Origin of the sequence: Streptomyces sp. NPDC059371, from assembly GCF_042751995.1 — a bacterium.
GTDB lineage: Bacteria > Actinomycetota > Actinomycetes > Streptomycetales > Streptomycetaceae > Streptomyces.
The window spans coordinates 62,998-73,486 of record NZ_JBHYXD010000042.1 but is presented as its reverse complement, the minus strand read 5'-3'; the positions used below and the strand labels follow the sequence as shown (position 1 = coordinate 73,486).

Annotated in this window: 11 protein-coding genes; 6 read left to right on the top strand and 5 right to left on the bottom strand. The window is 73.2% G+C overall.

Going from position 1 to position 10,489, the window contains the following annotated elements:
- Nucleotides 1-90: 90 nt before the first annotated feature.
- Entirely contained in the window at nucleotides 91-1,290 is a 1,200-nt protein-coding gene (locus tag ACFXGX_RS23365) for a flavin-containing monooxygenase (RefSeq protein ID WP_384794495.1), read from the bottom strand.
- 364 nt (nucleotides 1,291-1,654) lie between these two features.
- Between ACFXGX_RS23365 and ACFXGX_RS23360 the strand changes: the two genes are divergently transcribed.
- Both ACFXGX_RS23360 and ACFXGX_RS23355 read left to right on the top strand, forming a co-directional pair.
- Nucleotides 1,655-2,107 (top strand): DoxX family protein, encoded by a 453-nt coding sequence (locus ACFXGX_RS23360; RefSeq protein ID WP_384794493.1) that lies wholly within the window; start codon nucleotides 1,655-1,657, stop codon nucleotides 2,105-2,107.
- A gap of 62 nt (nucleotides 2,108-2,169) precedes the next feature.
- Nucleotides 2,170-2,547, top strand: coding sequence for a Zn-ribbon domain-containing OB-fold protein (locus ACFXGX_RS23355; RefSeq protein ID WP_384794491.1), 378 nt, complete (start codon nucleotides 2,170-2,172; stop codon nucleotides 2,545-2,547).
- On the opposite strand, the gene ACFXGX_RS23350 is transcribed toward ACFXGX_RS23355, so the two are convergent.
- On the bottom strand, nucleotides 2,530-3,156 hold the full coding sequence (locus ACFXGX_RS23350; protein WP_384794489.1) for a GNAT family N-acetyltransferase: 627 nt from the start codon (nucleotides 3,154-3,156) through the stop codon (nucleotides 2,530-2,532). The genes ACFXGX_RS23355 and ACFXGX_RS23350 overlap by 18 nt on opposite strands.
- A gap of 88 nt (nucleotides 3,157-3,244) precedes the next feature.
- Here ACFXGX_RS23350 and ACFXGX_RS23345 point away from each other — a divergent pair, with 88 nt between their 5' ends.
- Nucleotides 3,245-4,117, top strand: a complete 873-nt coding sequence (locus tag ACFXGX_RS23345; RefSeq protein ID WP_384794486.1) for a GNAT family N-acetyltransferase — start codon at nucleotides 3,245-3,247, stop codon at nucleotides 4,115-4,117.
- Nucleotides 4,118-4,162: 45 nt separating this feature from the next.
- On the opposite strand, the gene ACFXGX_RS23340 is transcribed toward ACFXGX_RS23345, so the two are convergent.
- Together ACFXGX_RS23340 and ACFXGX_RS23335 are read right to left on the bottom strand one after the other, a co-directional pair.
- The gene (locus ACFXGX_RS23340) at nucleotides 4,163-4,825 is read right to left on the bottom strand and encodes a pyridoxal 5'-phosphate synthase (protein ID WP_384794484.1); all 663 of its coding nucleotides are present in this window, start codon (nucleotides 4,823-4,825) and stop codon (nucleotides 4,163-4,165) included.
- Between the two features lie 116 nt (nucleotides 4,826-4,941).
- Nucleotides 4,942-6,135 (bottom strand): acetyl-CoA acetyltransferase, encoded by a 1,194-nt coding sequence (locus ACFXGX_RS23335; RefSeq protein ID WP_384794482.1) that lies wholly within the window; start codon nucleotides 6,133-6,135, stop codon nucleotides 4,942-4,944.
- 136 nt (nucleotides 6,136-6,271) lie between these two features.
- On the opposite strand from ACFXGX_RS23335, the gene ACFXGX_RS23330 reads away from it, so the two are divergent.
- Together ACFXGX_RS23330 and ACFXGX_RS23325 are read left to right on the top strand one after the other, a co-directional pair.
- On the top strand, nucleotides 6,272-7,459 hold the full coding sequence (locus ACFXGX_RS23330) for an acyl-CoA dehydrogenase family protein (protein ID WP_384794480.1): 1,188 nt from the start codon (nucleotides 6,272-6,274) through the stop codon (nucleotides 7,457-7,459).
- Nucleotides 7,460-7,557: 98 nt separating this feature from the next.
- Nucleotides 7,558-8,151 carry a nitroreductase family deazaflavin-dependent oxidoreductase gene (locus tag ACFXGX_RS23325; protein ID WP_384794478.1) on the top strand — a complete coding sequence of 198 codons (594 nt, stop codon included), beginning with the start codon at nucleotides 7,558-7,560 and terminating at the stop codon, nucleotides 8,149-8,151.
- Nucleotides 8,152-8,340: 189 nt separating this feature from the next.
- Here the strand turns inward: ACFXGX_RS23325 and ACFXGX_RS23320 are convergent, their stop codons facing one another.
- Nucleotides 8,341-8,988 (bottom strand): TetR family transcriptional regulator, encoded by a 648-nt coding sequence (locus ACFXGX_RS23320; RefSeq protein ID WP_384794476.1) that lies wholly within the window; start codon nucleotides 8,986-8,988, stop codon nucleotides 8,341-8,343.
- A gap of 403 nt (nucleotides 8,989-9,391) precedes the next feature.
- On the opposite strand from ACFXGX_RS23320, the gene ACFXGX_RS23315 reads away from it, so the two are divergent.
- Entirely contained in the window at nucleotides 9,392-10,126 is a 735-nt protein-coding gene (locus tag ACFXGX_RS23315; RefSeq protein ID WP_384794474.1) for a VOC family protein, read from the top strand.
- The last annotated feature ends 363 nt before the right edge of the window (nucleotides 10,127-10,489 follow it).

Genomic DNA, 10,489 nt, shown 5'->3' with positions numbered 1-10,489 from the left:
GCCCGGGCCGCCCGCGCCGGGGGGGGGGGGCCCCCCCCCCCCCCGGCGGGGGGGGGGGGGGGGGGGGGGGGGCGAAGGGCCGTCGGTGCTTCAGCGGGTGGGCTGGGGGGTCGTCGTGTGGTGGGATACGGCCTTCGCGATCTTCTCCGCGTCCAGGGCGAGTTCGCGGAACATGCCGCTGATGGGGTTGGTGAACCCGGTGAAGTACAGGCCGGGCGCGTTCCGCGGAGCGTGCCCGCCGTGGACGACCGGATGCCCGCGCCCGTCGAGCACGTCGAGATGTCCGACCATGCCCTCCAGCGCCCGCGAGTACCCGGTCGCGGCGATCACCACGTCGGGATCGATCCGGCTCCCGTCGGCGAGGACGGCCTTGTCGTCCTCGAACCCCTCCACCGCGGCCACGATCTCGACCTTCCCCTTGCGGACGGCGTCGATGAGCCCGACGTCCTGGACGGGGATGGAGCCTTCGTTGACGCGGGAGTAGAGCCCGGTGTCGGGGCGGGGCAGGCCCCGGGCCGCCAGGTCGGGCACGCTCAGCTTCGCCATCGGCCCGGCCAGCGCGTCCACGAGCCGCACCGGCAGCCGTCGTACGGCGATGCCCGTGAACTGCGCGGCCCAGCCCGCCGTCGAGCGGCGCACGATGTGCGGCGCGGTGCGGACGGACAGCCGTACGCGCCGGGCGCCGCCCTCGACCAGGTCCACGGCGATCTCGGCGCCGGTGTTGCCGATGCCGACGACGAGGACGTCCCGGCCCGCGTAGGGGGCGGGATTGCGGTACTGGCCGGCGTGCAGGAGCTCGCCGGTGTAGGTGTCGCGGCCGGGCCAGTCGGGAACGCGCGGGGTGTGGTTGTAGCCGGTCGCGACGACCACCGCGCTGCCGGTCAGCTCGCGTCCGCCGGTGGCGTGCAGCAGCCAGCCGTCGCCGCCGGGGGCGGGCTCGACGCGGGAGACCTCGACGCCCGTGACGATCTCCAGACCGTGGTGCTCGGCGTACTTCTCCAGGTAGCGCACCACGTTGTCCCGCGACACCCACCGGCCGAACGAGCGCGGCATCGAGAGCCCCGGCAGCGCGGACAGGCGTCGGGTGGTGTGCAGGTGCAGCCGGTCGTAGTGGCCCCGCCAGGACGCGCCGACCTCGTCCGACCTCTCCAGCACGACAGCTCGTACGCCCCGGGCGCGCAGCGCGTACGCCGCCGCGAGCCCCCCGGGTCCGCCCCCGATCACGTACACGGGGCGGTCCTCGTGGGAGGGCACCGTGCGGGGGGTCGCGGAAGCAGTCGAGTCGGCCATAGCGCGAGCGTAATCACGGCTCAGCTTGATAGGTCTCGGTCAAGACCGGAATCGGTTGCGAAGTGGTCACGACTGTGGGAGGGGTGGGTGGGCTCGGTGGCGTAGGTCACTTCGATGGGGTGGGCGTGTGCGAAAAGTGCGCTGTTGTCGCAGGTGGGCGGTGGGGTGTACGTCTTTCGCCGGAGCGCGGGATCGGCTCCGTGCGCCCCCTGGGAGGGGTGGAGTGGGAAGGGTGGAGCGGGAGGAGTGGGGGCGGGTGGTCGCGCACCTCGCCGGTGGGTGGGTGTCGGGCTCTTGCGCGGGCGTCCGGGGACGTCGAAACTGACGTTCCGTCAGATGTGGTGCCTTCGCGGGAGGTTCGGCCATGGACACGATCTGGCTCGGCGGAGCGGAGTGGCTGGCCGTGCTCCGTATCGGGCTCGGCCTCTGGTGGCTCGAGAGCTGGCGGCACAAGGACAAGAAGGGCTGGTTCGAGCGCGGCACCGGCATCGCGTGGGCCGGGGAGGTGGCGGCCAAGCATCGCTGGAACGTCGTGCGCTCCGGGTTCGACACGATCGTCGCGCCGCGCCCCCGGACGATGGCGTACGTCGTGGTGTACGCGGAGCTGGCTCTCGGTCTCGGGCTGGTGGCCGGGCTGCTGACCCCCGTCGCGCTGGTCGCGGGGCTGCTCCTCAACGTCTTCTACTTCACCCTCATGATCCACGACTGGGCGGAGCAGGGGCAGAACGCGATGATGGCGCTGGTCTCGGCCGTCGGCCTGTTCGCGATGTGCTGGCAGACGTGGTCCCTGGACGACGCCCTGGGACTGTTCCGGTGAGCGGGACGTCGCGGGGGCCTGTGGGGGCGGGGGGCCCCGCGGCCGGGTTCGACGTTCCCGAGGTGGACGCGTTCACCCGGCCGTACTGGGACGCGGCGGCGGAGGGGCGGCTGCTGATCCGGCACTGCGCGGCCTGCGACCGCGTTCACCACTACCCCAGGGAGTTCTGCCCGCACTGCTGGTCCGAGGACGTGAGTTGGCGCCCCGCGAGCGGACGCGCCACGCTCTACACCTGGTCCGTCGTCCACCGCAACGACCTGCCCCCGTTCGGTGAGCGCGTGCCCTATGCGGCCGCCGTCGTCGACCTGGCGGAGGGCCCCCGGATGATGACCGAGGTGATCGGCTGCGAGGAGGCGGCGCTGCGGATCGGGATGGAACTGGAGGTGGCCTTCCGGGCTGGGATCCCCGTGTTCCGGCCCGCCTCACGTGCCGGTGGGTGACGGGTTCCGGGCGGGTGCCGGCTCGGGGTCCGTCGCGAGGCGGCCGTGGAGGTGCACGTCGCGGAACGCGTCATGGCGGCCCGCCTCGAACATCGCGTCGCGCAGCGTCCCCTCGTGCCGGAATCCGCAGCGCTCGGCGACCCGGCAGGACACCTCGTGGCCCACGGCGTGCCCCAGTTCGAGGCGGTGCAGGGCGAGCTCGGTGAAACCGTAGCGGGCCGCGAGGGTGAGGGCACGGGTGGCGACCCGGCCGCCGCGGGCCTCCGGGAGGACCCAGTAGCCGATGCGGGCGCAGCTCATGACGTGGTCGATCTCGTTGACGCCGATGTGGCCCAGCGTCTCGCCGGTCTCGGCCCCGGTGACGCAGAAGGAGATCCCGGTGCCGCCGACCGCCGCCGCCACGCGGGTCCGCAGCGACTCACGGGCGGTGCCGATGTCCCGGACGAACCTGAGCGGGGTGTTCCAGCGCTGGAGTTCGGGATCGGAGAGCCCGCGCAGATACGCGGACACGTCGGCGTCGGACTCCGGGTCCCAGGGGCGCAGCCGCAGACCGAGGCCCGTCAGCTCGGGGGCGGGCTGCACGGAGAACTGCACATGGCCATCGGTCATCCAGCCATTCAAGCCCCTCCGGTCCCACGGGTCACTCCCCGGAGGAAATTCGGAGGCACGGCTCCGTGGCTTCAAGGGACCATCGGACATGACCTCCCTGACGTACGACTGGCAGCTCACCCACGACCTCGACGCGTTTCTCGCGCGGGCCGGAGACTTCCTGCGGTCGCGGCCCGCGCGGCACACCGTCGCGCTTACCGTGACGGAAGCGCTGCGCAGGCAGGGGGTGAGCCGGTACGGCAAGGACGCGCCGGTCTTCGGAGCCCTGGAGCGGGACGGGGCGGTCCAGGCGGCCTTCTTCCGAACGCCGCCGTACCGGCTGAACCTCACCCCGCTGGACGAGCGGGGCGCCGAGACCCTCGCCGCGCTGCTGGCGGACGCGGAGATCGAGGTGCCCGGGGTCTCCTCCGACACGGACACCGTCGCCGCCTTCGCCGGGGCCTGGGAGCGGCGGACCGGGGCGAGGAGGGTGCCGCTCCGGAGCGAGCGGCTCTACCGGCTGGGCGACCTTGCGGTGCCCGAGCCCGCACCGCCCGGCCGTCCCAGGGTCGCGGACGCGGGCGACCGGGACCTGCTCGCCCGCTGGTACTCGGAGTTCGCCGAGGCCATCGGCGAGGGTGCCCACCGCGACGGCGGCGCCTGGGCCGACGACCGGATCTCGTACGGCGGCATCACCCTCTGGGAGGACCCCGAGGGCACCCCCGTCGCCATGGCGGGCGCGACACCGCCCGTCGCCGGACAGCTCCGGGTCGCCCCCGTCTACACCCCGGCGCATCTGCGCGGCCGGGGGTACGCCGGTGCCGTCACCGCCGAGGTGAGCCGCGCCGCGGTCGCCTCCGGGGTCCGGGAGGTGCTGCTCTTCACCGACCTGGCCAACCCGACCAGCAACGGCCTGTACCAGCGCATCGGCTACCGCCCCGTCTCCGACTTCGCGGCGTACGACTTCACCTACGAGGGGTAGGACGGGGAGCGCGGGGCCGGGGCCGGGCGTGCGGGGCCGGGCGGATCACGGCCACAGCAGCTCGGTGGCCCAGCCGGTCTCGGTCTCCGTGCGGCGGTAGGCGAGCCGGGCGTGGCGCCGGCGGGCGTCACCCTGGAAGAACTCGACCTCGTCCGGACGGAGCCGGTAGAGCGTCCAGGTGGGGGCGGGGGACTCCGGGGCGCTCTCGGCCCGTTCCCAGGCCGCGTCCGAGGCCCGGTCCAACTCGGCGCGTGAGGGCAGGACTTCGCTCTGCCGGCCCACCAGGGCCGCGGCCAGTGCTCCCGTGGAACGGGCGTGCAGGTCCGCCTGGCTCTCCTCGGGCGCGGCGGCCGTGACCGGGCCGCGGAGCCGGATCTGGCGGCCCTGCGCGGGCCAGTAGAAGCCGAGGGCCGCGTACGGCCGCGCGGCGAGCTGGCGTCCCTTGCGGCTCGTCACGTGCGAGGCGAACGCCCAGCCGTCGTCGTCCGCGCCGTGCAGCATCACCGTCCGGACGTCGGGCGAACCGTCCTCGTCGGCCGTCGCGAGCGTCATCGTGTGCGGTTCGGCCTGCCCGGCCGCCACCGCTTCCGCGAACCACCGGGTGAACAGGGTCAGCGGGTCCGCCGGAGCGTCCTCCGGGGCGAAGCCGGGCAGCTCCGTGTCCCACACCCGCAGCGATCTCAGCAGCTCATGAAGGTCCGGTTCCATGGCTCCGAGTATCACCCGGGGCGCGCCGATGCCCCACGGCAGCACCCGCGACCCGGGGCGCGCAGGCCGGCAGGCCGGTAGGCCTGGGCCCCCACCCGGGTCCCGCCCCCAGCCCCTCACCCCCGCCCCAGCACCACCGTCCCCGACGAGCAGAACCAGCCCCCCGTCCCGGACGCCACCGCCAGCTCGGGCAGGGAGCCGTCCGGGCGCCGTACCTGGCGCTCCTCCGGAAGGCCGCCGCGCAACTGCCGTACGGCCTCCACGAGCAGGAACAGGCCGCGCATGCCCGGATGCTGGGCCGAAAGACCGCCCCCGTCCGTGTTCACCGGCAGTTCCCCGTCCACCAGCAGCCGCCCCTTCGCCGCGTCCACGAAGGCGCCGCCCTCGCCCTTGGCGCAGAAGCCGAGGTCCTCCAGGGTCACGAGGGTCATGTAGGTGAAGGCGTCGTAGATCTCGGCGAAGTCGATCTCGGCCGGGCGGACTCCGGCGCGCTCGAAGGCGAGCCGGCCGCTCACCGCCGCCGGGGAGACGGTGAAGTCCGCCCACTCGGACATGGTGGTGTGGGAGACGTGTTCGCCGGTTCCGAGCACCCACACCGGCGCCGTACGGCAGTCGCGCACGTACTCCTCGGCCGCCAGCAGCACAGCGGCGCCGCCGTCGGAGCGGATACAACAGTGCAGCTTGGTGAACGGGTCCGCGATCATCGGCCCCGACAGGACGTCGTCGACGGTGACCGGGTCGCGGAACATCGCCTCCGGGTTGCGGGCCGCGTTCGCGCGGGCCTGGACGGCCACCGAGGCGAGCTGTTCGAGCGTGGTGCCGTACGTGTGCATGTGGCGGCGCGCGGCCATCGCGTACTTGGCGATCAGGGTGTGGCCGTACGGGACCTCGAACTGGAGCGGGCCCCGCGCGCCGAACGAGAGGTTGCCGGTGCGGCGGCCCGCCCTGATGTCGGCGCGGGCGGTGGAGCCGTAGACGAGCAGGACGGCGTTCGCGTGGCCCGCCGCGACGGCGTCGGCCGCGTGGGCCGCCATGACCTCCCAGGTGGACCCTCCGACGGAGGTCGAGTCGACCCAGGTGGGGCGCAGTCCCAGGTATTCCGCCACTTCGGCGGGCGCGAGGGTGCCGAGCCCCGCCGACGCGAAACCGTCGATCACCGAGCGGTCCAGGCCGGAGTCCGCCAGTGCGCGGCGCGCGGCCTGCGCGTGCAGCGCGTACGGGGTCGCCTCGTCCACGCGGCCGCAGTCGGACAGGGATATGCCGACGACGGCGACCTTCCGACGGCTTTGGCCCGGGGTGGCATGCGTCATGAATCTGACGGTACATCAGATAAGTGGCTCGCCGGGAGGCGTCGCACCCCTGTGCTTCTGGGACCCTCCGCCCTAACATGACGGCCCGTCAGATCGACGTGCCGGATCAGCCCCCCGACGAGGGAGGAGCCCGCCCATGGACGCCCGTCTCACCGCGGAGCAGGAGGAGATCCGCCGTACCCTGCGGGAGGTGCTGGCGAAGCGGTGCGGACCGCGGGAGCTGCGGGCCGCCGAGCGAACCCCCGCCGGCTACGACCCGGCTCTCTGGGACACCCTCGCGCGCCGGCTCGGGCTGCCGGGACTGGCCCTCCCCGAGGCGTACGGCGGTGCCGGCTGTTCGGCGACCGAACTCGCCCTGGCCTGCGAGGAGTCGGGACGCGCCCTCGCCCCCTCGCCCCTGCTGTCCACCGCCGTCCTCGCCGCCCCGCTGATCCTGGCCCTCGGCACCGAGGCGCAGCGCACCGCCCTGCTGCCGTCGCTGGCCTCGGGCGCGCTGACCGCCGCCCTCGCCGTCCCCGGCGCGGGCCTGGCCGCCGCCCTCGCCCTGACCGGCGACAACCACGGCGAGTGGGCCGGCGGCGGTCGCGCCGGGGGCGTCCAGGCCCGCCGGGCGGACGGAGCGTGGCGGCTCTACGGGCAGGCGGCGCAGGTGCTCGACGGGCACAGCGCCGGGCTGCTGCTGGTCGCCGCGCACACCGGCGGGTTCGCGCGGTCGCGGACGCTGCTGTTCCTGGTGAGGGACGACGCCGACGGGCTCGTACGCGCGCGGCAGACCTCCCTGGACGCGACCCGGCCGCAGGCCAGGCTCGAACTCCGCGACGTCGAGGCCGCGTTGCTGGGTGACGACCAGGCGGACGTGCCCGGGGCGCTGGCCGCCGTCGGGGACACCGCCGCCGCCGTCCTGGCCGTGGAGGCCGTGGGCGCCGCCGACCGCGTCCTGGAACGCACCGTCGAACACGTGGGCAGGCGTGAGCAGTTCGGCCGGGCGATCGGCTCCTTCCAGGCGGTCAAGCACCGGCTCGCGGACGTGTACGTGGGCGTGCAGTCGGCCCGTTCGGCGGCCTACTACGCGGCGTGGGCCGCCGGGACGGGCGGCGAGCGGGTGGGCGGGCTCGCCCTGGCCCAGGCGCTGGAGGCGCTGCGCACCGCCGCCTCCGAGGGCGTCCAGCTCCACGGCGGCATCGGCTTCACCTGGGAGCACGACGTCCATCTCTACTTCAAGCGCGCCTCGGGCGACGAACTGCTCTTCGGCCCCGTCCACCGGCTGCGCGCGCACGCGGCCGACGCGGCGCGGCTCTTCGACGGCGGAGAGGTGACGGTGTGATGGCGGCGGCCGGGCGTTCGCGCAAGGGCAGCGGTACGGGAGACGGAGCGGACGGGAGGACGGGGACGGGGACGGGCACGGGGACCGGGGCGAGAAGGATGCCCGGCGTGCGGCTGGTGCAGAGGGTGTCCTCCACCCGGGTGTTCGCCAAGGCGGCCCCGCACCTCATCCCGGCCCTCGACCGCGCCGTGCACCGGCTCACACGGGGGAAGGTGCTGCTCAGCGCCCAGATGCTGCCGGGGGTCGTCCTGACCGCGCGCGGCGCCAAGAGCGGTCTGGAGCGCCGTACCCCGCTGGCCTGCATGCCGGAGGCGGGGGCGGGAGCGGGAGCGGGAGCGTCGGGTTCGGGTTCGGGTTCGGGTTCGAGTTCGGGCTCGGGTTCGGTGGGCGGTGCGGGTGAGACCGGGTGGATTCTCATCGGGTCCAACTTCGGCCGCACGGACCATCCCGCCTGGACGGCGAACCTGCTCGCCCGGCCCGACGCCGTCATCAACTGGAAGGGCGAGGACATTCCCGTGACCGCCCGGCTCCTCATGGGTGCGGAGAGGGACGCGGTCTGGAAGACCGTGCTGGCGTTCTGGCCGCCGTACGCCACCTATCAGGCCCGGGTGGACCGGGAGATACGGCTCTTCAGGATCGTGCGCCGCGCCGTGCCGGCCGAACCGGCGGAGGGTGAAGGCCGGGCGGACTGAGCGGGCGGCCGGGCCGAGAAGCCGGCCGGGCCGAGAAGCCGGCCGGGCTGAGCGGGCGGTCCGGTGGGGTCGCGGGGCCGGCGGGTCCTCGGTGTCCGCACAGCGCAGCGGGCGGCAGTCCACCGGAGTGTTCCTCCGGAACGAACTGCCGCCCGCATGACAGGAGCTGGGGCGTTCAGACGCGGGAAGCTACTTCGTCGGCTTCTTCCCGGTCACACCCAGATACACCAACAGCGCGAGGTTCGGCTTGAGTTCGGCCTGCTTGACGCCCCAGGTCTGGAAGCCCTTCTGGTGCGAGGCGACCGCCGCGAGCATGGCGACGAGGGAACCGGCCATCGCGGCCGGGTTCACTTCCTTGTCGACCTTGCCCTTGGCCTGGAGCTCGGAGACCGAATCCGTAAGGGAGTTGTTGACGGAGTTCAGGATCTTCATGCGGATCTTGTAGAACCGCTTGTCTCCCTCTGCGGCGCCCAGATCGACGACGCGCAGAATCGCGTCGTTCTTCCGCCAGAACTCCAGGAAGCCGTCGACGAGTTCCTGCGCGGTCTGCCAGCCGGCCTTGCCGACCCAGGAACGGCCTTCGAGCAACTGGGTCAACGCGGCGCCCTCGGCGGCCATTTGCTCGGCGATCTCCAGGACGGCGCCTTCGACGTCCGGGAAGTACTGGTAGAAGGTCGCGGGTGAAGTGCCTGCCTTCCGGGCGACGTCAATGACTTTGACATCCCGGTAGGGCGATGAGCTGAGCATCTCGCTGAGGCAGTCGAGCAGCTTCTGCCGGGTCGCCTGCCCGCGCCGTCCGGCCACGCGGCCGTCGACGGTACGCACTTGTCCTGTCATGCCGTCAGCTTACCGAGGGGTGATCGGAGCGCGATTCGGCCGACTGCAAATGGGGTGCGGCCGTACATCGCCGGGGTTCGGAGAGGGTTCGGAGCGGGTTCGGAGCGGGTTCGGACCGGTTTCGACGAGGGGCTCGGCAGGGCTTCCGCAGATTTACGGACACCTTCGCCGAAGGCGCCCGGGAACGCCCGGAGAACAGCGCCGGGCAGGCGGCGGGGAACGCCCCGGGCAGGCCGCCGGGAACGCGCCGGGAACTGTAAACGGCGGGCTGCCGGGAACGCCCCGGGAACAGCGCCGGGCAGGCCCCCGGATCCCCGCGCGGGGCCCCTGAGCAGGGACGGGGCGTCACCGGGGCAGGTGCGTACGCTCTGCGGGATGCCGGAAGGGCCGTTAGCTTGGCCGCATGGCCGAATCAGCCGCTGTCGCAGGGTTCTCCGAGGGTGTGCCCTGCTGGGTCGACGCCCAGCTCCCCGACGTGGAGGCGGGCAAGCGCTTCTACGGCGAGCTCTTCGGCTGGACGTTCCCCGAGGAGTCAGGCCCGGAGGGCTGGGCGGAGCTGGACGGTGAGCCGGTCGCGGCGCTCACGCCCAAACTCGACGGGCGGATGCCCACCGTGTGGACGGTGTACTTCGCGACGCCGGACGCGGAGGCGCTCACCCGGCGGATCGTGGCGGCGGAGGGCCGGATCATCGCCGTGCCCACGGCGGTGGGCCTGTCCGGCGAGCTGGGCGTCTCCGCCCTCGCCACCGACCCCGAGGGCGCCGTCTTCGGCCTCTGGCAGCCCGGCACGCACGCCGGCTTCGCCAAGCGGCACGAGAGCCGCGCGTTCTGCTGGGCCGAGCTGTACGCGCGCGACACCGCGACGGTCGACCGCTTCTACGGCGCCCTGTTCCACGACGCGCTGTTCGGGCCCGACGCGACCCCCGATTTCGGCCGGGTTCCCGTGACGGGCGTCTTCCCGGCCGAGATGCCGCCCCATTTCCTCGTCCATTTCGGAGTCGAGGACTGCGAGGAGACACTCGGGACGGTGAACAGGCTCGGCGGCCGTGTTCAGGTGACACCCTTCGACACGTCGTACGGGCGGGTCGCCGTCGTCAGCGACAATCAGGGTGCGTCGTTCGCGGTGCTCGAACGGTGAAGGTGCCTCGACCAGCCGTGACGCCGCGTCGGGGGTGAGGGTCCTTCAACGTTGAAGGATTCCGGGGGTACTTCACCCGCAAAGGCCGAAACGCTTCTGCGGGGAGGGGCACGCCTTTTCGACGTGAGGGACGGCACTTCCGGGGCCCGGAGCGGGGTACTTCTGGGGTGAGGGGCGCATTTCGGCCCTGAACCATGGAGCCCTGGCGGCCGTACTTCTGCCGGGGCGGTTGTTTTGTCACAAGACACCCCGATCCGCCCCCGGGTTCGCAACCGGCGGCTCGGCCAGGAAGAATCGGGGTGCGTGCCGCCATGGCGGTGCGGTGGTGAGACGCTGCACTGGGCCGCGTTCATACGTGGATGA

Bases quoted from the DNA above. Each gene is read 5' to 3' on its own strand.
- ACFXGX_RS23360 (WP_384794493.1), top strand. From the start codon at position 1,655: ATGGACACGATCTGGCTCGGCGGAGCGGAGTGGCTGGCCGTGCTCCGT.
- ACFXGX_RS23315 (WP_384794474.1), top strand. From the start codon at position 9,392: ATGGCCGAATCAGCCGCTGTCGCAGGGTTCTCCGAGGGTGTGCCCTGC.
- ACFXGX_RS23330 (WP_384794480.1), top strand. From the start codon at position 6,272: ATGGACGCCCGTCTCACCGCGGAGCAGGAGGAGATCCGCCGTACCCTG.
- ACFXGX_RS23335 (WP_384794482.1), bottom strand. From the start codon at position 6,135: ATGACGCATGCCACCCCGGGCCAAAGCCGTCGGAAGGTCGCCGTCGTC.
- ACFXGX_RS23325 (WP_384794478.1), top strand. From the start codon at position 7,558: ATGCCCGGCGTGCGGCTGGTGCAGAGGGTGTCCTCCACCCGGGTGTTC.
- ACFXGX_RS23320 (WP_384794476.1), bottom strand. From the start codon at position 8,988: ATGACAGGACAAGTGCGTACCGTCGACGGCCGCGTGGCCGGACGGCGC.
- ACFXGX_RS23350 (WP_384794489.1), bottom strand. From the start codon at position 3,156: ATGACCGATGGCCATGTGCAGTTCTCCGTGCAGCCCGCCCCCGAGCTG.
- ACFXGX_RS23345 (WP_384794486.1), top strand. From the start codon at position 3,245: ATGACCTCCCTGACGTACGACTGGCAGCTCACCCACGACCTCGACGCG.
- ACFXGX_RS23365 (WP_384794495.1), bottom strand. From the start codon at position 1,290: ATGGCCGACTCGACTGCTTCCGCGACCCCCCGCACGGTGCCCTCCCAC.
- ACFXGX_RS23340 (WP_384794484.1), bottom strand. From the start codon at position 4,825: ATGGAACCGGACCTTCATGAGCTGCTGAGATCGCTGCGGGTGTGGGAC.